Source organism: SAR86 cluster bacterium (assembly GCA_023703575.1).
GTDB lineage: Bacteria > Pseudomonadota > Gammaproteobacteria > Magnimaribacterales > Magnimaribacteraceae > Magnimaribacter.
In genome coordinates this window covers 1,340,839-1,363,590 of record CP097969.1, presented here as the reverse complement: position 1 = coordinate 1,363,590, position 22,752 = coordinate 1,340,839, and the positions used below count along the sequence as shown (strand labels likewise).

Sequence of the window (22,752 nt, the reverse complement as noted above, 5' to 3'; positions counted from 1 at the left end):
CTAGATTGATGTGGGTTTATTTAAATGGAGAAATAATTCCTGCTGATGAAGCAAGGATTTCTCCTCTTGACAGAAGTTTCACTTTTGGCGATGGCGTTTATGAGGTTATTCCTTCATATAACCAAGAATTATTCTTGTTTGAAGAACATTTACAAAGATTCAAGATATCCCTAGCTAAAACCTTTATACCTGCTCCATCTGAACTTGATAATCTAGAGGGTATTTTGAAGAACTTACATGTAAAGAATGAATATAATAACCAGTCTTTCTACATACAAATCTCTCGAGGAGTCCAAGAGTCAAGATCACACACGGCAAGTGGAAATATAGTCCCAACTTTATTCATTAATTCGCAAAATTTAGATATTAATCCCTATAGAGGTAATGCCAATAAAGAAGGTTTGAGAGTGCGTTTAGAAGACGATATTAGATGGCAAAGGTGCGATATCAAAACTACCGCCCTCATTGGCAATATATTGTCTATGCATGATCCCTCTTTGGAAACAGTAGATGAAATCCTTTTACATAAAGATGGAATACTAAACGAAGGTTCTAAGTCTAATGTCTTCTTGGTAAAACAAGATAAGGTTTACACCCCATCTTTGAATCAGAATATTCTACCTGGCGTAACGAGAAATTTTATAATCGATCTTCTTAAAAAAAATAATATTGAGGTCTTTGAAGAGGAAATTTCTGTAGATTCAATATATGAATGTGACGAACTTTGGTTGACAAGTTCAACTAAAGAAATTCAACCCGTTGCTTTTATTGATGACTATAAAATTCCTACAAAAAAAACTGATCAATTAATTTGGAATAAAGCTCTGAAGCTTTTCAATCCATATTAAAAGTCCAATGCTAGATCTCTAATAGACTGCCAAGGATTCTTATCTGATAAACCTTTTATAGCGGCATCTATTTCTGCAATATCTTTAAGTGAATCTTTTATTTTAGAATAAGAAAGACTACTAGAACGTTTAGAAAGTAAATCTAAGTAATATCTAGGACCCCAAATATTTTTTGTAGTCCCTTGTTCCAGGACTTTATATAGATTATTTATTTCTTTAGAAAGTGCCCACAATACTAGGGGAGGTTGTGTTCCTTCTGCTCTTAAAGTCTCAATGATTCTAACTGTTCTTTTTCTATTTCCTTCAAGAAAGGAATTAGAGAGATCGAATATTCCAAATTTTGAAGAATTAGAAATAGATTTTTCCATATTCGCTAATGTAATTTTTTGTTCAGAAAATAAAAGAGATAGTTTCATTAATTCATGGGACGCTGCCAGTAGATTACCCTCTGTTTTCTCCGATAAAAGTTGAATGGCCTGATCATCTAAATCAAGGTTTAAGCTTGAAGCCTTAGTTTTAATCCAGCTAGGCATAGAGCTTTTATTAACAGGTGGTTCAACTATAAAAATGCCACATTCATCTAAGGCTTTAGCCCAGGCACTGGATTGTTGCTTTCTTTCAAGCCTTTCAGCTGAAATGATAAGTAGTTTATTTTCATCCACATCAAGACAATAATCCTTGATAGCTTTTGAACCTTTGTTTCCTGGACCAGTTCCAATAAGCTTAATTTCAACTATTTTCTTTGAACCAAATAAATCAAAATTTTCATTTTCTGAACTGAGGAAGCTCCAATCTGTGTCTTTAGTAACTATATAAGTCTGCTTATCCTCAAAACCAGCTGTTTTTGCTTTCTTTATAACCTCATCAGTTAACTCAGAAATTTGAATTGATTCTTCTGCGAAGAAAGAATAAACAGAACCTAATTTTGTTCCTAAGTCTTTTATAAACTGAGCTTTACTTAATTTCATTGAATTGAGTAGATGCAATAAATTCTATATTCCTTATCGCTCTTGCAATAAAAGTTTTGGTTACTGATTGAATCTCTTCTTCAAATGCCAGAAGATTTGACTGGTTAAAATCAATAAAAGAAGAGTCTTCGAAAATATGCATTATCAAATTACCACCTTCATTTCCTATTTGATATTTCAATTTATAATCTAATCTTACTTGTGTTGTTCTTGCACCTTGTCCAGCAGACCCAACAAATTTTTCTATTGAATGACTAATTATTTTAAGCCGTGTGTCAGAATCTGCATTTCTAGATAGGACATAATTCTTTGAACTAAGCTGATTTTCTAATTCTAGATTCAGTTCAGACTTCTTGGCATCATAATTTAGGACTTCATTAGACAAACTTTTTGAGTGATTTCTGAGTTCATAGCCACAAGAATTAACTATTAAAACTAAAGTTAACAGTAGTTTAATATCCAATGCCAGAGTTATTTTCATATAACTATATTCAGTATTTTTCCTGGAACATAAATTATTTTTTTAACTTCTGCACCATCTAAATGCTTTATTATTTTTTCGTCATTTAGAGCTATAGATTTAACAGAATCTTCATCAGTTCCTTTATCTATTTCGATCTCAGATCGCAGCTTTCCATTTACTTGAATAGCAATTTTTAATTTGTCATCTATCAGTAAGGATTCTTCAATTTCCGGCCAAGGCTTATCAATAATCGACTCTTGAGGATAAAGTTGCCACCATAGATGCTGACATAAATGAGGCGTAATAGGATTTAACATTAATAGAATTGATTCAATAGCTTCATTGGCAACTTTTCTCATTTCTGGACTCGCACTTGAGTCAAACCATTCTTGAGGAATATCATTAGAGAGCTCCATTACAGCTGCTATAGCAGTATTGAAACTATGCCTTCTTAAATAATCATCTTTTACCTTAAATAAAGTCTTATGAATCTTTGATCGCATTAATTTCAAATCTTTATTTGAATGATTTACATCAAAATCTTCTGATAGGCCTGCATGTATATGCTTATTAACCAGTTTCCATATTCTGTTAATAAATCTATGAGCACCTTGTACTCCTTGATCAGACCATTCGAGAGATTGCTCAGGGGGAGCAGCAAATAATACAAAAAGTCTGACAGTATCTGCTCCATATTTTTCAATTAAACCCTGTGGATCAACCGTATTTCCTTTTGATTTAGACATTTTGGCACCATCTTTCAAAACCATACCTTGGCAAAGTAAGTTTGTGAAAGGTTCGTCTCCTTCAACTAGACCCAAGTCTCTCATGCATCTAAAGAAAAAACGTGAATATAGAAGATGTAATACTGCATGTTCTATGCCACCTATATACTGGTCTACCGGAAGCCAGTAGTTAGCTCTATCATCAAGCATAGAATCATGACTATCAAAACTAGCAAACCTTGCGTAATACCAGGATGATTCAAAGAATGTATCAAAAGTATCAGTTTCTCTAATAAGAGATTTACCTTCTTGATCGACGTTTAAGAATTCAGACATATCCTTCAAAGGAGAACTGACACCCTTGAATTCAACCTTGGAAGGTAACTCAACTGGTAAATCTTTGGCATGGAAATTTTCTTCACCATCACTCAAAATTGGGATCGGTGCGCCCCAATACCTTTGTCTTGACACTCCCCAATCCCTCAAACGAAAGTTAGTCTCTTTGTAACCACAGCTAAGTGCTGTTGCCTTTTTTTCTATCGCCTTGAATGCATCATCAAAGTTCAATCCATCAAACTCTCCTGAATTAATGAGAATATTTTTTTCAGTAGTTGCCTCTTGGATTTTAACTTCATCATGATTATTTTTTATAACTGGCAAGATGGGTAACTTGTACTTAGTGGCAAATTCAAAATCCCTTTGATCGTGAGCTGGAACTGCCATCAAAGCACCAGAGCCATAGTCACTCAGAACAAAGTTAGCAATCCAAATGGGTATTTTTTCTTTTGTGAAAGGATGAATTGCAAATAAATTTGTAAAAATGCCTTCTTTTTCTTGTTTGGCAAATTCAGCTTCTGATACTTTTATTTTGTTCTGCTTTTCGACAAATTCCCTTATATCATCTCTTTTTTCTGCAAGATCTGAAATTAGAAAATGAGATGATGATATAGCTATGAAGGAGACACCCATTATTGTGTCAGGTCTTGTTGTGAACACATCGATCACTGTTTCTCTGTCTTCAATACCAAAACTGAAATTCATACCTTCAGATTTCCCTATCCAATTTTTTTGTTGGGTTTTTACTTGATCTGGCCAACCGTCTAATTTATCTGTTCCTTGCAGGAGTTCTTCTGCGTAGTCTGTGATTTTTAGAAACCATTGCTTCAAAATCCTTTTTTCTACTTCTGCTCCTGATCTCCAGCCCTTTCCATCTATTACTTGTTCATTTGCGAGTACAGTCTGATCTACAGGGTCCCAATTAACTTCAGCTTCTTCTTGATAAGCTAGGCCTTTTTCAAGCATTTGCAGGAAGAACCATTGTTCCCATTTATAGTAATCTGATTCTGATGTTGCAAATTCTCTTTTCCAGTCATATGCAAAGCCCAGCCTTGTAAGCTGTTTTTTCATACTTTCTATATTTTCTGAAGTCCAATCTGACGGTTGGACCTTATTATCTATTGCAGCATTTTCAGCAGGTAGACCAAATGCATCCCAACCCATTGGCTGTAGTACATTTTTTCCAAGCATTCTTTGAAATCTACTTATTGCATCTCCAATGGTATAGTTTCTGACATGGCCCATATGAATTGATCCACTGGGATAAGGAAACATGCTCAGGCAAAAGTACTTCTCTTTACTATGGTCTTCGGTTACAGAAAACGATTCATTTTCTTTCCAATACTCTTGAACCTGATGCTCTATGTCTCCCGGTTCATAAGGAAGATCTTTATCAGGCATTATTTTTCCTTATTGAGATTTTCTAGATAATTTATATTGAAAGTACCATTAATAAAATTAGGGTCATTTATTAATTTTCTATGCATTTCTAAATTTGTATCTATTCCTAGAACATACATTTCATCTAGAGCTCTTTCTAATCTGGCCCTTGCGTCTTCACGGTCATTGGCACGACAGATTACTTTAGCAATAAGGGAGTCATAATATGGGGGCACTACATAATCTTTGTACAAATGAGAATCCATTCTAACTCCGATACCTCCAGGTGCGTGATATTCAAGAATTTTACCGGGGGAGGGCAAAAATGTTTCAGAGTTTTCTGCGTTAATTCTACACTCTATGGCATGACCTTTTAAGACAATATCTTCTTGTTTGATTTTAATTTCTTCATCTCTTGCTATCCTTAGCTGAAGTTTAACTAGGTCAATTCCCGTGACACTTTCTGTAACTGGATGCTCTACTTGGATTCTTGTATTCATCTCAATAAAATAAAAATTATCATTTTCATAGAGAAACTCAAAAGTACCCGCACTCACATAATCTAATTGACGACATGCTTCTATACACTGCTCATATATTTCTTGCCTTTTGTTCTCTTTAATTCCAGGGGCAGGAGCTTCTTCAATCACTTTTTGATGCCTTCTTTGCAAAGAGCAATCTCTATCTCCAAGGTGAATTATATTTCCATGTCTGTCAGCCAAAACTTGAACTTCAATATGCCTGGGATTTTCTAAAAACTTCTCCAGATAAACTGTTGAATCCCCAAAAGCTACTTCAGACTCCTGTTGAGTTAATTCAATTGCACCATCTAATTCTTCTGGTGAGTAAACTATCTTCATTCCTCTACCGCCACCGCCTGAAGCAGCTTTAATTATTACTGGATAACCAAGTTTTTCTGCTTCCTCGTGGACATTCTCATCTACTGCTCCGGAAGAACCTGGAACAATGGGCAGACCAGATTTTAAGGCAAACTCCTTTGCAGAAACTTTATTCCCCATCATTCTGATGACTGAAGCTGAGGGGCCTACAAAATCAAAACCACTTTTTTCCACTTTTTCTGCAAAATCAGGATTTTCTGAGAGAAAGCCATAACCTGGATGAACTCCATCCGATCCTGACAGCTCCATAGCACTTATTATTGCTGGTATGTTTAGATAACTTTGAGATGAATCTGCAGGTCCTATACAGATTGATTCATCAGCCATTTTCACATGCATCAGATCTTTATCCGCTTCTGAATAGGCTGCAACAGTTGGAATTTTTAACTCTTTTGCTGCTCTAAGGATACGAAGTGCTATTTCGCCTCTATTGGCGATTAAAAGTTTACTAAGCATTATTTTGAAAGTTCAAAAAGTAATTGACCATATTCAACCGGCTCGGCATTCTCAACATTTATAGATAAAACTTTTCCAGAGAAATCAGACTTAATTTCATTCATCATTTTCATAGCTTCGACTATACAAACTACATCTCCTTCTGCAACGATATCTCCAACTGATACAAAGGGTTTGGCGCCAGGCGAAGCTGAGGCATAAAATGTGCCTACCATCGGTGAATTGATTGAATTACTATCATCTTTAGTCACTTCATCAGATTGAGTTTCCTCTGTGATAATTTCCTGTTTATTCTCTTGGGGTACCACTATAGATTGAGGTGCAATATTTCGGAGATTACCATGACTCTTAACCAATCTAACTGACTCTTCTCCTTCTTGTATTTCTATTTCTTCAAGGTTTGAATTCTCCAGCATTTCGATTAATTTTTTTACTTTTCTTATGTCCATTCTGTCTCCTAAATTATCAATTAAATTTTTTCATAGCTTTAACTAAAGCTAGTTCGTAACCTTCTACACCTAAACCTGAAATCACTCCCTCAGCTATGTCTGATAGGTAAGATTTCTGTCTAAAATCTTCTCGTGCGTAAATATTTGAAATATGAACTTCGATAAAAGGAATGTTGACGCCTGTCAATGCATCTCTTAAGGCTATACTGCTATGAGTTAAAGCGCCTGGATTAATTATGATGCATTTCACTTGATTATCTTTCGCGGAATGAATCAGATCTACTAACTCATGCTCGGCATTGCTTTGATGGCATATTAAATTACATTCTTTATCTTTAGAGATTTCAACAAGATGTGCTTCTATATCTTCCAATGTTTCAGATCCATATAAATCAGGTTCTCTGGTTCCCAATAAATTTAAATTGGGACCATTTAGAAGCATGTAGTTTGTCATTAGGGCTTTATAAGGTATTTTCGACGATTTTAAATGAATTTATAAGAAAAAGGTATCAGGGTTTTAGAAATTTTCTAAATTGTCAACCTGAATCTCTCTGTGTATTGGAGGGTAACAGAACCCTTTCTCATTACACCCCTGGTAAACTACCTTTAAAGTCTCAAGATCTTCAGTCCTATCTACAGTCTGTTTAACTTTGTTGTAGAAAACATCGACATTTCCAAAGTAAATATCATTGATCCTTATAGCCTCACCCTCTATTTTTTGGTTTTCGACAAGATCGGTATTTAAATAAGTTTTAAATTTATCTTTATACAAAAAGCAGTTTTCTTTAATAGTCCATGTAAGTATGATGCTTTCATCATCTTGAATATGAGCGTTCAAGGTAAAAGCTTCATCTCCAGAAAGAACTTTATTGTTTGTAATTTTTTCTAGTAAAGATTCTGTAGGTAAAGAGTAAGAACCGAACGCAAGGATAGAAACAATGACAAAATATTTTTTCAAAGTTATTTTTATATGTTTTTTAACTTTTATTCTCATTAGTTGCTCTAAACAAAATCATCAAGAAGTCATTATAAAGGATGCCCATCTTTATGCTCCCTTAAAAGGTTCGATGATGACTAGCGGATACTTAAGTATGGAAAATACTGCCAATAAATCTTTCGAGATAATAGGAATATCGTGTTTGTCTTCCAGAGCTGAGATTCATGAAACAAAAGTAAGTGCTTCAGGAATTATGACAATGGAAAAAAAGGATACATTTGTTTTAAATCCTTTTGAAAAAATCATTTTTGTCCCTGGCGGTAAACATATTATGCTTTGGGGATTGAGTGACCCAACTGAAAAATACTTAGACTGCTCGTTTAATGTCTACAATGAAGATTCAATAAATTTTAAATTTACGGTACAAGAGCGTGGATAAAATATTAGAAATTAATAATTTAGTCATTGATTTTGAATCAAACGACTCAATTTTTAGAGCCGTAGATGATATTTCCATTACCATTGAAAAGGGCAAAACATTATCTTTAGTAGGCGAATCTGGATCAGGTAAATCTGTCACAGCACTATCCATCCTTCAGTTACTTCCTGAAGGGACGGTTCAGTATTCCTCTGAATCATCAATCAAATTTGAAAATGATGAAATTATTGCTTGTCCTAAAAAAACCTTATCTGGTTTGAGAGGTAATAAAATCTCTATGATATTTCAGGAACCAATGACTTCGCTTAATCCTTATCAGAAAGTAGGTTTTCAGATAGATGAAACACTAATAATACATAAAAAATTAACATCAAAACAAGCAAGAAAAAAGACGATTGATCTATTAAAAAAAGTAAAAATTCCTGAACCAGAAACAAAAGTTGATTCTTATCCCCATCAGCTATCAGGAGGTCAAAGGCAAAGAATAATGATTGCTATGGCTCTAGCAAATGAACCAGAACTATTAATTGCTGACGAACCAACAACTGCTCTTGATGTAACTGTTGAGAAAGCACTATTAGAATTATTATCTGACTTACAGAAAGAGTTTGGCATGTCTATATTATTCATAACTCATGATCTGAATATTGTAAGAAGATTCTCTGATGAAGTTTGTGTCATGAAAGAAGGAAAAATAGTTGAATCAGGGAAGGTTAAGGATATCTTTGATAATCCTCAGCACTCATATACTGTCAAGTTACTTAATTCCATACCTGGCAAGAAAGTGGAACTAAATCTTGAGAATGAGCAGTTACTCACTGGTCAAAAAGTGGACATTAAATATCCAATAGCCAAGAATATATTCGGCAAAACAGTTGATTTTTTGAATGCTGTCAAAAAAGTCGATATAACAATACACAGCGGTTCTACTACAGGCTTAGTTGGAGAATCTGGATCTGGCAAGTCATCCTTGGCAAGAGCATTGTTAGGAATTGAAAAAGCAGATGGTGATATCATTTTTGATGGAAAAAATATACATCAGTTGAACTCCAGTGAGACAAGGAGATTTAAAAAAGATTTTCAAATAGTATTCCAAGATCCTTTTGGCTCTTTGTCTCCAAGAATGACAATTGGAGAAATAGTAGGAGAGGGGCTGAGAGTTCATGAACCTAGTTTGAGCAGAGATGAGAGAGAAAAAAAAATCATTAAGGCTCTTGAGGATGTCGAATTGGACAAATTTTCTTTTTCTAGATTTCCACATGAATTATCCGGTGGACAAAGACAAAGAGTTGCTATTGCAAGGGCAATTATTTTGGAGCCTAAACTTATATTATTGGATGAGCCCACTTCCGCTTTAGATGTTTCCATTCAGATGCAAATATTACATCTTTTGAAAGATCTTCAATCAAGACTTGGATTAGCCTTCCTTTGTATTAGTCATGACTTGAAGGTCATTAGATTTTTATCTGATTATGTTTATGTGATGAAAGACGGCATCATAATTGAGGATGGAACTTCAGAAGATTTATTTGAATCTCCAAAACAAGCCTACACAAAAGAGCTATTAGCTGCATCACTAGCTTAATTTATAAGTTCTGTTGTTTCTAATTTATAATTCCCCTCATGTCTAAAGATAAAAGAAAATATTCATCGGAGATTGTCGATGGCGTAGAACAAGCCCCTTCAAGAGCTATGTTAAGAGCAGTAGGTTTTGAATCTGAAGATTTCAATAAACCGCAGGTTGGTATTGCTTCAACCTGGAGTATGGTTACACCTTGCAATATGCATATAAATCAACTAGCTGAATCTGCCGCGAGTGGAGCTGACTCAGCAGGATCTAAATCAGTTATATTCAATACAATCACTGTCTCTGATGGCATATCAATGGGTACTAAGGGCATGAGGTACTCACTTATTTCAAGAGAAGTTATTGCAGATTCCATAGAAACAGTAGTTGGCGGTCAAGGCTTTGATGGATTAATTACGATCGGTGGATGTGATAAGAATATGCCAGCATGTGTTATGGCTATGGCACGGCTAAATAGACCATCGATTTTTGTTTACGGAGGTAGCATCAAACCAGGATCTAACCGTACCGATGTTGTGTCAGTTTTTGAGGCTGTAGGAAAGCACTCTGAAGGAGCTATATCTGATATTGAATTATTAGATATTGAGTCAACTGCAATACCTGGTCCTGGTTCTTGCGGAGGAATGTATACAGCAAATACTATGGCTTCAGCTATTGAAGCTTTAGGTATGAGTCTTCCCAATAGCTCAGCTCAAGAGGCAGTTTCTTCAAGTAAACTAAAAGATTCTTCAGATGCGGGCGAATCTATCATGAATTTAATTTCTTTAGATTTAAAGCCACGCGATATTATGACTAAGCAGGCTTTTGAAAACGCAATTGCTGTCGTAATAGCCCTTGGAGGATCTACTAATGCAGTATTACATTTATTGGCGATCGCCCATGAAGCAAAAATAAATCTATCTTTAAATGACTTTGAAAGAATTGGTAAAAGAACACCCGTCTTGGCAGATTTAAGACCAAGCGGGAATTATCTGATGTCCGAGTTGATTGAAATTGGCGGTATTGTACCTCTGATGAAGAGTATGCTCGAAAAAGGCTTAATTGATGGAAATCAAATGACAGTTACGGGAAAAACACTTGAAGAAAATCTTTGTGAATATGATCATTACCCAAAAGATCAAAAAATAATTACATCAACAGATAAACCTATAAAAACAGATAGTCATTTAAGAATTTTGTATGGAAATTTAGCTCCATCTGGTGCAGTTGCCAAAATTTCAGGTAAGGAAGGTTTAAGTTTCCAAGGAAAAGCAAAAGTCTATAATTCTGAAGAAGATGCAATGGAAGGTATCTTATCTAATCAAATATCAGAAGGCGATGTCCTAGTTATTAGATATGAAGGACCGAGAGGAGCTCCGGGCATGAGAGAAATGTTAAGTCCAACATCGGCAATCATGGGCAAAGGTCTTGGTGACAAAGTAGCTTTCTTGACTGATGGTAGGTTTTCAGGTGGAACACATGGTTTTGTTGTAGGACATATAACTCCTGAAGCATATGACGGAGGCCCTATAGCTTTAATCAATGATGGCGATGTCATCTCCATCGATGCAACAACCAATCAGATAAATGTTGATTTGTCTGATGAAGAATTAGTTATGCGAAAAGAATCATGGCTATGTCCTGTGCAAGAAGAGGAAGGAGGGGTGCTCGACAAGTACAGGTCGCTTGTCACTTCTGCTTCTGAAGGGGCAGTGACTACAAAAAAATAATTCTTTTAGAATCTTGATAAATTGACCATTTAGTCCAATAATGTTTTTTAAATGATTCTTTCTAAATTCCAATCAAAAATATCCTAAGGAGGAAATATGAATGTTGTCACACTGACGGATGACAATTTCGAAACCGAAGTTAATGCATCTGATAAACCTGTGCTAGTTGATTACTGGGCAACCTGGTGTGGTCCTTGCAAGATGGTAGGTCCAATTGTTGAAGAAATAGCTATCGAGTTTTCAGACAAAATTAAAGTAGGAAAATTAGATGTTGATACAAATCAAACTTCTGCTGCTCAACAAAATGTTATGAGCATACCTACACTTGCCATATTTAAAGGTGGTGAGTTAGTTGCTCAACAGGTCGGCGCACTAAGCAAAACCCAATTAACAGAATTCATAGAATCAAATCTATAGAAAAAAACTAGACTCTCAATACTAAGAGGGTTACTATAAAACTATCAAAGTTTCTTTGGTAAACCCCTTTTCTCAAGCAATTACTTTATTTTATGCAATTAACAGAATTAAAAAAAATGCCGGTTGAACAGCTAATTGAGCTGGGCGAAGAGTGTGGTCTAGAAAATGCTTCGAGAGCTAAAAGACAAGATATTGTATTTGGAATACTTAAGAGCAAAGCAAAGAATGGCGAGGATATAGAAGGTGAAGGTGTTCTTGAAATCCTTCAAGATGGTTTTGGTTTTTTAAGATCACCAGATTCTTCTTACTTAGCTGGACCAGATGATATTTATGTATCTCCAAGTCAAATTAGAAGATTTGGATTAAGAACTGGTGACACAATAAAAGGTAAAATTAGATCTCCTAAAGATGGAGAAAGATATTTTGCAATTCTTAAAATTGAAGAAATAAACTTTGAACAACCAGACAAAACAAAAAACAAACCCTCATTTGAGAATCTTACACCTCTTTTCCCAGATGAGAGGATGCTTTTTGAATTAGGGACTGGAAGTACAGAAGATCTATCTTCCAGGGTCATTGATCTTACAGCTCCAACTGGTAAAGGTCAGAGGTCTCTAATAGTTTCTCCACCAAAAGCTGGTAAAACGCTATTACTTCAGAGCATAGCTCACTCTATAGAAAGAAATAATCCAGAATGTAAAATTATGGTCCTCCTTGTTGATGAAAGACCTGAGGAGGTAACTGAGATGAAACGTTCTGTAAAGGGCGAAGTTATTGCAAGTACTTTTGATGAAGCTCCAACTAGACATGTTCAGGTCGCAGAAATGGCAATCAATAAGGCTCGAAGGCTAGTTGAACATAAACATGATGTAGTTATTTTGCTTGATTCTATAACTCGTCTAGCCAGAGCATACAATTCTACCCAAGCAGCTTCTGGTAAGATTCTAACAGGTGGAGTTGATGCAAATGCATTACAAAAACCGAAAAGATTTTTTGGAGCCGCAAGAAATATAGAAGGAGGCGGAAGTTTGTCAATAATTGCTACTGCACTTATTGATACAGGATCAAGAATGGATGAGGTTATCTTCGAAGAATTTAAAGGAACAGGAAACTCCGAAATCAATCTTGATCGTAAAATTGCAGAAAAAAGAGTTTTTCCTGCGATTAATGTCCGTAAAACTGGAACAAGAAGAGAGGATCTACTTACTTCTGATCTTGAACTGAGAAACATAACAGTTCTTAGAAAACTTCTTAATGAGATGGACGATACAGCCGCAATGGAGTGGGTACTGGACAAACTCAAAGATTACAAAACCAATGCAGAATTCTTTGAGTCTATGAAAAGAAAATAATATTACTCCTCTTTTTCCCACTTTTTACTAGCTCTTCTTGAAAAAAATAACCTCTCAACTAACCCGATACAAAGCACAAAAATCAAAGTAAAAAAAACTATCAAAGAGATCATCATTTCTGAGTTTAGTATTATTTCCTTATTTAAATACTCTATCTTGGTAGGAGAAAAAAGATTGAGAGAATCATTGAAAGTAATAACCAAAGTTATACATAAAAAAATTAGAATTAGGAACAATCTAGCTTTCATAGAGATAAAATTTTGTTTGTCCACCTTTTGATTGTTTCATTTGACCTAATTTGGTTTTGAGTGAATTTATATCAAAGTCCTTTTCGCACTCAATATAAACCAATCCATTTTTTGCTAATAAGGCATTTTTATCAATTATATCCAATGATCTTTGAATAAGCTTTTCATGAAATGGAGGATCCAAAAAAATTAAATCAAATTTATCATTTAAGGTATTAAAATTAATCGAAGTTGAGTTTGCATTAATAATTCTACATTTCTTTTTTATTCCAAGTTGCTTTGCTACATCTTCAATTGAGTTACAAAGACTCTTTTGTTTTTCAATAAAGAGAACCTCATTTGCTCCTCTAGAAAGTGCTTCAAAACCTAAGGATCCTGTTCCAGCAAACATATCGAGACAATTCTTATTATCAAGATCGTTTAATAACCAATTAAAGAGTGTTTCTTTTGTCTTACTTTCAGTAGGTCTCAAACTTTTATTTGGCTTAAAAGTTAGCTTTGTTCCTTTATATTTCCCGGCAATAATTCTTGTTGTTGCTTGTCTTTTGCCCATATGGACAATATTATGCTTTTTCAAACCACTAGTAACTAAATTTGATCTGTGGTTTTCCAAGATGGAAGATTTAAAAAAAAGCTATATTAGTGCTATGAGAGGTGTTACCTCAACTGTTAGTATTATCTCAGCCAAAGATGACGGTGAAAGACATGCTATGACTGCAACATCGGTAACCTCTTTATCGTTAGACCCACCTGCTATGTTAGTTTGTGTAAACAAAGATGCTTCTATACATAACATTATCAATTACGGGTCCTCATTTTGCATAAATATATTATCTAGTAGACAGAAGGAACTGGCCGAGGTTTGCAGTAAAAGCGAAGAAGGGGAAGCTAGATTTGAAGGTCAACTTTGGAAAGAGAATGATAAATTTATTTATGCGAAACAATCTTTATCAAATATCTTTTGCAAATGTTCTAACCTTGTTGAACATTCAAGCCATACAATATTTATAGGAGATGTAACCAGTGTTCATAATAGTGATGAAGATTGTCCTTTAATATATGGATCTGGTAGATACTTAAATTAATAATATGAAATTAATCGCTACTATCTTTTTATTTTTCCCTTTAATTGTTTTTTCTGAAAGTAAGGTATATTTCATTAATCTTGAAGATGGGGATGAGTTGCAGTCTCCATTTTTGGTTCAATTTGGCCTCACAGGAAAAGGCATAGCACCAGCTGGTGTTGATATAGATAATACGGGTCATCACCATTTATTAATAAATGTAGATTTAATAGATTACTATTTACCCATACCTTCATCAAATCAGCACATTCATTTTGGTTTAGGTCAGACAGAAACCGAACTCAATTTGCCTCCAGGCAAGCACCAACTTCAATTAATTTTAGGTGATAAATATCACGTTCCCCATCAGCCGCCACTCGTCTCGAGAAAAATTGAAATAACAGTAACTGAGTAAATGAAAAGTTACCTTTTACCAGGTCTATTTCTGGGTTTAGTTTTTTGCATAAATTTAAAAGCAGAGATCATCATCGATGGAGTGTTAGACGAGAAAGAATGGGAAACTGCAAGAAAGATTGATACCTTTTATGAAGTCTATCCTTATTCCTTAAAAGAGGTCGATGATTACATGACACAAGTTTTGTTACTTGAGTCTGAACAAGGTCTTTATTTCGGGTTTAAGAATTATCAACCCAATGAAACCATGAGAGTTATGAATCATATGAGAGATCAAGAAAGATCTATTTCTGATAAAAATGGCATCGTTATCGATTTCAATGGAGATGGAGTAGAGGGATATAACTTTTTTGTTTCATCAAGTGGCTCGAAAGGAGACGGTACCGTTCGAAATGAAAAAGATAGGAACTGGGACTGGGATGCAGACTGGGAGTCTGCTGCGACTGTAGATAATGGTGTGTGGTATACAGAATCTTTTATACCTTGGACTGTGGCATCTATGAAATCTCAATCAGGGGATATTAGAAAAATCAAAATGGCTTTTTATAGAATGATGATGGGCATTGGAAAGGGTGTCTCAACGATTAAAGGTAGTCCTTTTGAGAACCTATACTTATCAGTTTTTAATGAATACGAAGTAAAAAATTATTCAGGTTCTAAATTAGATTTCTTTCCCTATTTGACAATAAGTGAAGACATTATTGGATCTGATTTGTTATCGAAGGCTGGTGCGGAGATTTTTTGGAAGATAGACTCTAGTAGCCAGGTTAATTTGACCCTGAATCCTGATTTCGGTCAGGTTGAAAGCGATGAAGTAGTTGTGAATTTCTCTGCTTTTGAAACTTTCTATTCTGATAAAAGACCTTTTTTTGCTGAAAATAATAATATGTTTGATGTTAGCGATCGCATGCATAGGATCATTAATACTCGAAGAATTGGAGGAAGACCGGATTATGATTGTAGTGAATATGGAGACTTAGAAGAGTATTGCCAGCAGAATAGGGCAAACACAAGCGAAATTGATTTCGCCTTAAAGTATACACAAAAAGGAAATGTTGATTTTGGTGTTATGACTGCCTCTGAGAGGGATGAAAAATTCTCTCAAGGAAGAGATTTTTATGCATTTAGGCTCAATACAAAGTCTAATAATCTTAAATATGGATATTTAGGCACATATGTTGATAAGCCTGTAACAGGAGAAAATGCTCAGGTAAATTCATTTGACTTCTTATACCTTCCTTCAGAGATTCATAGGATGAATGGAAACTTCATGCATTCCAGTGTAGATAATCAAGATGGCTTTGGCTTGACACTCGGCTATGCATACAATCCAAACAGAGATTTTTCCTCGGGCATTGGCATTAATTATTATGACGATCGAATAGATCTAAATGACATGGGATATTTAATATTGAATGATCGTTTTATGTTTAATGGTAGAACACAATTCAAGCGAACAACCTTTGATGAGGGTTCCATTTTAAGGTCAAGATTATTTGAAATTGGTTACGGATCAAAGTTCAACGTAGATTCACAGAGAGAGTCTTCAAATTTTGCTCTAAAATTAGAAAATGCTTTTGTAAATCTATCGGAGCTAAAAGCTGAAATTTTTTACCGTAGTACAGGAAAAAATACGAGAATAACTAGAGGCTCACAAAATTCACCTTTTATAAAGATGCCAAAAGGAATTGGAGGATATATTGATTTAACCGGCCCTCGCAGACCAACCTATATTTATGGTTTGAGGTTTGAAAGGGGAAGAGGAAGTGAGCATTCACCTGAGCTGGGCTGGGGTAACAAAATACGCGGCTATTTTAAATACATGCCCGCTGACAACATATCCTTAAGCTTAATGTATCAACATGCAGATGAAAATGAGTGGCTGAATTGGTTGAATGATAATTTACTTGCTACTTTCCATCGTAAACAGAGAACAAGCGTTATTGAAATGGAATGGTTTCATAATAATGTTCACGAGCTTAGAATCAAAGCTCAGATGGTAGCTTTTACTGGAAGAAATCCGCAAGCGTTATTAGGTGATTTGTCGGGAAATCTTAATCCTAAGATTATTGATATAGCACCGATCACGATCAGTGAGCTAGCTTTTCAAGTGAGATATAGATATGAAATTATGCCTCTTTCATACCTCTATATAGTTTATTCAAAAGGTGGCAGAGTCTCTATGCAAGACGATGAAGATGGTTTGTTTAGTCTTTACAGAAGGTCTTGGGATAGCCCCGAAAAAGAAAATTTTACTGTAAAACTTAGATATAGATTTTAAGGCTGGACAGATCTAGAATAGCTCAATCTTGATAAGGGCTAAAATTTTCCAGGTAAGGCTAAGATTCTTTATATCTTTTTTTTGTTTTTGCAGCATATCAACTACGGCTTATTCACATGAGATAAACATTGATGGAAAATTGGATGACCCCTCTTGGGAATCGGCTGAAGAATATACAAAGTTTTACGAGACCTTTCCTTTTACCCTTAATCCTCCTTCAAGTTTCCAGAAGGTTTTGATACTTGAAGACTCGGATGGAATTTACTTTGGCTTTATAAGCCAGCAAAAGAAAGAGCAGATAAGAGCCAACAAACATGAGCGAGATGACGAGATGTCAAATGCTGATAAAGTTGGCGTGTCAATTGATTTTGATGGAAATGGTCTTGTTGCATATAGTTTTTCTGTTTCTGCAGGAGGATCAATTAGTGATGGTATTTACAGAAATGAAAATGAAATAAATTACGATTGGGATGCAGACTGGAAATCAGATGTATTTATAGATGATGATTACTGGTTTGCAGAAATTTTTATTCCATGGACCATTGCTCCTATGAAATCTATAGATGGTCCATCTAGAGAAGTAAAACTAAATTTTTGGAGACTTTTAGCATCAGAATGGAAGGTACATTCGTCTATCAAAGGTAATGCACGCCAAGAAAAGTACATGTCTTTATTTCATGAGTACGAATTTAATAATTACAGTATTTCAAAAATAGATTTATTCCCTTACCTAACTCTTTCAGATGATAGAGTTCTGAATGAAGACTCTAAAAAGGTTGGCGCTGAAATCTTCTGGAAAATTGATTCAGGTCAACAACTTAATGTAGCAGTAAATCCAGATTTTGGACAAGTTGAGAGTGATGAGCTCGTGGTAAATTTCTCTTCGTCTGAAACATTCTATTCAGATAAAAGGCCTTTTTTTTCGGAAAACCATTCTCTTTTCGATGTAAAAGGGATGAGCTTTTTCTACATAGTTAATACAAGGCGGATAGGTGGAGCGCCGGACTACGATTGTTCAAAATATACTTCTGTCGTAGAAGAGTCTTGCAAAAAATCTGTAGTTGGAATCAATGATATTGATCATGCGATAAGGTATACGTTACAAAATGAAAGTTTAGATTTTGGATTTCTAGGGGCTTCAGAAGCTGATGAGAACTTCAGTAAAGGTCGAGATTTTTATTCTTTTAGAGTGAGAAAAAACTTTAAAGATTTAACCCTAGGATACTTGGGAACTAAAACTGATAGACCAGTTTTAGATAGAAAAGCAGATGTACACTCATTCGATTTTACGTATCTTCCAAATGATAAAACTCGAATAGACACAATTTATGCCTTTTCAGATGTATCGCAGAATAATGTTTTGAATAAAAAGGGAGAAATTTTTAGATTTAAATATGTTAATTCTCCATCGCAAACAACATATTATGATATTTTCATCAATTTCTTTGATGAAGCTTCAGATCTAAATGATATGGGCTATCAGAGAACAGATGATTATTTCTTTATGGGCGCAAAAAAAGGTCTAAAGACCAATAAATTCAGTGATTCTTCGATTTTCTTATTCAATCAAATGGAATTCGGACTAGGTCGTGAAGCAAACGCAGACTTTAATAAAGCCAGTGATTTTCTCTACATTACAAATAAAGCCTCTTTCAAAAATTCTAGTTCATTGGAAAATATAGTTTTTTTTCGACAATCCTCAAAGGATTACTGGATAACAAGAGGAAATCCCATATATTGGTATGTTAAAAAACCTAAAAACTATGGTACCGAGATAAAATTCTCTGGACCATCCCGTGATTTCTTTAATTATTATTTAGAATACAAAAGACAAAAAGGACAAAGATTCAATGGTACAGCATTAGGTTTATCAGATGTTTATACAGCTCGACTAGACTTCGCACCCAGGGATAATTTAAATCTTAGTTTGATGTTTAACTTAGTGGATGAAAATAACTGGTTGAATTGGCTAAGTGATAATTTTTTTGGAGTTTACAAGAAAAAGCAAAAAACCACAGTTGCTTCTATAAACTGGTTTGGAGGAGATAAACACGAACTTAGACTGAAAGCACAAATGGTTGGGTTCACTGCGAGAGATCCGCAATCATACCAGAGCGATTTTGATGGAAATCTAATCTCAACAGATTTATCACTCGATCCTTTCACATTAAGTGACTTGGCTTTTCAAGTAAGGTACCGTTATGAGATCCTGCCGCTTGCTTATCTATACGTAGTATATTCTCGAGGAGGAAGGATCGTTGAATTTGACGAAGAAAATAATATTAAGGAGATTTATAAAAGACCTTGGAATCATCCTCAAGCAGATACTTTTACCGTTAAAGTTAGATATAGATTTTAAATCGCTCTGCAACTAGAATACTCGCATCTTGAAATGGGGAGTATCAGTGCATTGGAGGCTAAAAGCGTATTTAGCCTTTTTTTATATTTGTTTTTTTGCTTCACGAGTTTTATCTCATGAAATTAATATTGACGGAAAGCTGGATGATTCTGCCTGGACAAGTGCAGATGAATACACAAAGTATTATGAGTCTCTTCCTTTCACATTGAATGAACCTAAAGATTTTCAAAAGGTTTTAATCCTCGAGGATGAAAAAGGAATTTATCTTGGTTTTATAAATAAACAAGATAAAGAAACCATTCGAGCCAATAGACACGAAAGAGATGATGAGATGGCTAATGCAGATAAAGCTGGCCTCGCAATTGATTTTGATGGCGATGGATTGGCTGCATATGCCTTTACAGTATCGGCTGGTGGGTCTATAGCAGATGGAATCTACAGAAATGAAAATGAAGTTAATTATGATTGGGATGCGGACTGGAAGTCCGGAGTTTTTGTAGATAAAGACTATTGGTATGCCGAAATGTTTATACCTTGGTCTATTGCACCAATGAAAGCTGTAAATGGAGAGTTTAGGGAGGTAAAACTTTCCTTCTGGAGGTTACTGGCAGCTGAATGGCGGGTTAATACAACCATCAAGGGTAATCCAAGGCAAGAAAAATTCATTTCTCTATTTCACCCTTACAAATTTAAGAACTATAGCGTATCAAAAATTGACTTCTTTCCTTACATCACTGCTTTAGATGATAGGGTTCTTAATGAAACAAACGAAAAGGTAGGAGCTGAAATTTTCTGGAAGATAGACTCTGGCAAACAATTGAATGTAGCAATTAATCCAGATTTTGGACAAGTTGAGAGTGATGAACTGGTCGTTAACTTTTCTTCTTCGGAAACTTTTTACTCTGACAAAAGGCCATTCTTTTCAGAAAATCACTCTCTTTTTGATGTTAAAGGATTTACCTATTTCTATTTAATTAATACTAGGAGAATAGGAGCCGCGCCCGACTACAATTGTTCTAGTTTTGAAGGTTCTCTAAAAGATTATTGTGACTCGAGTCAGCTAGGTATAAATGATATTGACTATGCGGTCCGATACACTCAGCAGGGCGAGACTTTAGATTTTGGTTTTTTAGGTGCTTCTGAGGCAGATGAAACTTTCAGTGAGGGTAGAGACTTTTATTCTTTAAGGGCAAGAAAGAATTTTGAAGATTTTTCATTAGGATACTTAGGCACTCATACTGATCGGCCTGTATTAGACAGAACAGCTGATGTTCATTCTATGGACTTAGTTTATCGGTACTCAGATAAGACACGAATAGATGCAATTTACATTACTTCAGATACAGAACAAGGAATTGATAATTCTGAAAAATCAGGAGAGGCATTTCGGTTTAGACTAACGTCTTCACCCAGTTCTCAACGATACACGGATGCCTTTTTATTCTTTTTTGATGAGGATACAGACATAAACGATATGGGTTATCAAATTATTGATGATTATTTCTTTGGTGGTGTTCAAAATGGATATAAAAAGAATGATTTCAATGAGTCTTCTATCTTTCTTTCTAATACTTTTGAATTCGGAATAGGGCACGAAGCTAATGGGGATCTTATAAAATCAAATGATTTTTTATACCTTAACAATAAGACAACTTTTCGTGATACTTCATATCTAGAAAGCTCGATCTTTTATAGAACAAAAACTAAAGACTTTTGGATCACCAGAGGAAACCCAATATATTGGTATGTTAATAAGCCCAAGAATTATGGCGGTGCACTTCAGTATAAAGGTGCCTCTCAAGATTTCTTCAATTACTATGTTGAATACAAACGCCAGATGGGCGAGCAATTTGGAGGATCTGCTCTTGGATTTTCTGATATTTATACAGCAAAATTAGATTTCGCTCCAAGAGACAACTTAAATTTCTCTCTAATGTACAACTATGCTGAAGAGGATGACTGGTTAAATTGGATTCAGGACAATTTCTTTGGCATTTACCAAAAGAAGCAAAAGACAACTATAGCTTCTATAAATTGGTTTGGGGGAGATAAGCATGAATTGAGACTCAAGGCACAAATGGTGGGGTTTACGGCTCGGGATCCAAAACCCTATCTAAGCGATATAGAAGGTAATCTGAATTCATTAGATACTCAGATAGACCCTTTTACATTAAGTGATTTAGCGTTTCAAATTCGATATCGATATGAAATATTACCCTTAGCTTATTTATATGTTGTCTATTCTCGAGGCGGAAGGATAGTTGAGTTCGATGAAGAGGATAGTTTGAGTGAGATTTATAAAAGGCCTTGGAATGATCCTCAGGCAGATACCTTTACTGTGAAGGTGAGATATCGTTTTTAACGACACACTCCTCAGAACAAAACCAATCTTTACCTTTCCTGATGGATTCTGAAGAGGGAGTATTTAAATCACATACGCAACACTTAACAATCTCCATTTTGTTTGGTTTTGATTCAATTTTTTTATAACTTGTCAGTCTTGATGTTATGTAAACCAATAGGATTACCGCAATCAGGATAATCAATTGCCACATTTTTAGGGAGTATCGGCAGTAGGTCTTTTTATATCTTCTTTGCCTATTAGGCCTAAGGTAAGAATATTAGCCCATGACCTTTCTTTAACTGATTCATTTCCTTGAAAATCAAAGTTTGGATAATTAGCATTAAGTATTTCTAAGCTTGTTTTTCTTAAATCTTCATACTCAAGTATTTCATAAGCCTCAACTAGGATTGAGAGAGCAAAAGGAGTCTGCGGGGTGTTTGGTAAATTTTCTATTACATATTTTGCTCTACCTATTGCAGCTAGATAGGCGCCTCTTTTCATATAAAAGTCAGCAACATATATCTCGTGTTCAGCTAAAAGATTTCTTAAATAAATCATTCTTTGTTTTGCATGAGGAACATATTTACTCTCTGGATATCTGGAAATGAATTCTGATAGTTCACCAAAGGAGGTTTGAGCCATTACGACCTCTCTTTTCGCTAAGTCAGATTGAAAATATCTTGAAAATAAGCCTGAATCATCTGTGAAGGCTGCAAGGCCTTTCATATAAAAGGCATAACCAGTATGAGAATGCCTTGGATGAAGATTTATAAATCTTTCAGCAGCTGATTGACTGGCTTCAAATTGAGAATTCATATAATAAGCGTAAATGAGTTCTGCTTGCGCTTGCTCAGCATATCTACCAAAAGGGAATCTCGATTCCAGGGCTTCTAAGCTCAAGATGGCAGTTGAAAAGCTTCCATTTTTTAATCGAGTTTGGGCTTGATCATAAAGTTCTTTTTCTACTAATCGCTCATCAGGCATTTCCTCATTTGATGAACATGAGGAAACTAAAAGCAAAAGCATAAAAATCCCTAAAATACTGAGATTTCTCTTGCTAGAATTAATAAAATTGT

At 35.0% G+C, this 22,752-nt stretch carries 20 protein-coding genes; 11 read left to right on the top strand and 9 right to left on the bottom strand.

The window, feature by feature from the left end; all coding sequences use genetic code 11:
• The first annotated feature begins 8 nt into the window (after nt 1-8).
• Entirely contained in the window at nt 9-848 is an 840-nt protein-coding gene (locus tag M9C83_06940; GenBank protein URQ66377.1) for an aminotransferase class IV, read from the top strand.
• Here the strand turns inward: M9C83_06940 and holA are convergent.
• The 7 genes from holA to M9C83_06905 form a co-directional block, all read right to left on the bottom strand.
• Nucleotides 845-1,816, bottom strand: coding sequence for a DNA polymerase III subunit delta (holA, locus tag M9C83_06935; protein URQ66376.1), 972 nt, complete (start codon nt 1,814-1,816; stop codon nt 845-847). The two genes, M9C83_06940 and holA, sit on opposite strands and share 4 nt — an antisense overlap.
• A complete protein-coding gene (locus M9C83_06930) occupies nt 1,803-2,297 on the bottom strand; it encodes a hypothetical protein (GenBank protein URQ66375.1) in 495 nt (164 codons plus the stop codon). The genes holA and M9C83_06930 overlap by 14 nt, the downstream gene beginning before the upstream one ends.
• Nucleotides 2,294-4,741, bottom strand: a complete 2,448-nt coding sequence (gene leuS, locus M9C83_06925; protein URQ66374.1) for a leucine--tRNA ligase — start codon at nt 4,739-4,741, stop codon at nt 2,294-2,296. The genes M9C83_06930 and leuS overlap by 4 nt, the downstream gene beginning before the upstream one ends.
• Entirely contained in the window at nt 4,741-6,075 is a 1,335-nt protein-coding gene (gene accC / locus M9C83_06920) for an acetyl-CoA carboxylase biotin carboxylase subunit (protein ID URQ66373.1), read from the bottom strand. Before accC ends, leuS begins: the two co-directional genes overlap by 1 nt.
• Nucleotides 6,075-6,524, bottom strand: a complete 450-nt coding sequence (gene accB, locus M9C83_06915) for an acetyl-CoA carboxylase biotin carboxyl carrier protein (protein URQ66372.1) — start codon at nt 6,522-6,524, stop codon at nt 6,075-6,077. Before accB ends, accC begins: the two co-directional genes overlap by 1 nt.
• A gap of 16 nt (nt 6,525-6,540) precedes the next feature.
• Nucleotides 6,541-6,978, bottom strand: coding sequence for a type II 3-dehydroquinate dehydratase (gene aroQ / locus M9C83_06910; protein URQ66371.1), 438 nt, complete (start codon nt 6,976-6,978; stop codon nt 6,541-6,543).
• Between the two features lie 63 nt (nt 6,979-7,041).
• A complete protein-coding gene (locus tag M9C83_06905; protein URQ66370.1) occupies nt 7,042-7,482 on the bottom strand; it encodes a hypothetical protein in 441 nt (146 codons plus the stop codon).
• Between M9C83_06905 and M9C83_06900 the strand changes: the two genes are divergently transcribed.
• The 5 genes from M9C83_06900 (at nt 7,463) to rho (ending at nt 12,966) form a co-directional block, all read left to right on the top strand.
• Nucleotides 7,463-7,900, top strand: coding sequence for a copper chaperone PCu(A)C (locus tag M9C83_06900; GenBank protein URQ66369.1), 438 nt, complete (start codon nt 7,463-7,465; stop codon nt 7,898-7,900). The two genes, M9C83_06905 and M9C83_06900, sit on opposite strands and share 20 nt — an antisense overlap.
• On the top strand, nt 7,893-9,485 hold the full coding sequence (locus M9C83_06895) for a dipeptide ABC transporter ATP-binding protein (protein URQ66368.1): 1,593 nt from the start codon (nt 7,893-7,895) through the stop codon (nt 9,483-9,485). Before M9C83_06900 ends, M9C83_06895 begins: the two co-directional genes overlap by 8 nt.
• 38 nt (nt 9,486-9,523) lie before the next feature.
• The gene (gene ilvD / locus M9C83_06890) at nt 9,524-11,197 is read left to right on the top strand and encodes a dihydroxy-acid dehydratase (protein ID URQ66367.1); all 1,674 of its coding nucleotides are present in this window, start codon (nt 9,524-9,526) and stop codon (nt 11,195-11,197) included.
• A 96-nt stretch (nt 11,198-11,293) separates the two neighbouring features.
• Complete coding sequence (gene trxA, locus M9C83_06885; GenBank protein URQ66366.1) at nt 11,294-11,614, top strand: thioredoxin; 321 nt, start codon at nt 11,294-11,296, stop codon at nt 11,612-11,614.
• 92 nt (nt 11,615-11,706) lie between these two features.
• Nucleotides 11,707-12,966 carry a transcription termination factor Rho gene (gene rho / locus M9C83_06880; GenBank protein URQ66365.1) on the top strand — a complete coding sequence of 420 codons (1,260 nt, stop codon included), beginning with the start codon at nt 11,707-11,709 and terminating at the stop codon, nt 12,964-12,966.
• Nucleotides 12,967-13,203: 237 nt separating this feature from the next.
• On the opposite strand, the gene rsmD is transcribed toward rho, so the two are convergent.
• A complete protein-coding gene (gene rsmD / locus M9C83_06875; GenBank protein URQ66364.1) occupies nt 13,204-13,767 on the bottom strand; it encodes a 16S rRNA (guanine(966)-N(2))-methyltransferase RsmD in 564 nt (187 codons plus the stop codon).
• Between the two features lie 61 nt (nt 13,768-13,828).
• Here rsmD and M9C83_06870 point away from each other — a divergent pair, with 61 nt between their 5' ends.
• The 5 genes from M9C83_06870 to M9C83_06850 all read left to right on the top strand — a co-directional run bounded on the left by M9C83_06870 (nt 13,829) and on the right by M9C83_06850 (nt 21,694).
• On the top strand, nt 13,829-14,299 hold the full coding sequence (locus M9C83_06870) for a flavin reductase family protein (GenBank protein ID URQ66363.1): 471 nt from the start codon (nt 13,829-13,831) through the stop codon (nt 14,297-14,299).
• A gap of 4 nt (nt 14,300-14,303) precedes the next feature.
• On the top strand, nt 14,304-14,693 hold the full coding sequence (locus M9C83_06865) for a DUF4399 domain-containing protein (protein URQ66362.1): 390 nt from the start codon (nt 14,304-14,306) through the stop codon (nt 14,691-14,693).
• A complete protein-coding gene (locus M9C83_06860) occupies nt 14,694-16,973 on the top strand; it encodes a DUF5916 domain-containing protein (protein URQ66361.1) in 2,280 nt (759 codons plus the stop codon). It begins immediately after the preceding gene.
• Nucleotides 16,974-17,112: 139 nt separating this feature from the next.
• Nucleotides 17,113-19,332 carry a DUF5916 domain-containing protein gene (locus M9C83_06855; GenBank protein ID URQ66360.1) on the top strand — a complete coding sequence of 740 codons (2,220 nt, stop codon included), beginning with the start codon at nt 17,113-17,115 and terminating at the stop codon, nt 19,330-19,332.
• Between the two features lie 46 nt (nt 19,333-19,378).
• Nucleotides 19,379-21,694 carry a DUF5916 domain-containing protein gene (locus tag M9C83_06850; protein ID URQ66359.1) on the top strand — a complete coding sequence of 772 codons (2,316 nt, stop codon included), beginning with the start codon at nt 19,379-19,381 and terminating at the stop codon, nt 21,692-21,694.
• Nucleotides 21,695-21,889: 195 nt separating this feature from the next.
• Here M9C83_06850 and M9C83_06845 read toward each other — a convergent pair whose 3' ends face one another.
• The gene (locus M9C83_06845) at nt 21,890-22,702 is read right to left on the bottom strand and encodes an outer membrane protein assembly factor BamD (GenBank protein URQ66358.1); all 813 of its coding nucleotides are present in this window, start codon (nt 22,700-22,702) and stop codon (nt 21,890-21,892) included.
• Between the last annotated feature and the right edge of the window lie 50 nt (nt 22,703-22,752).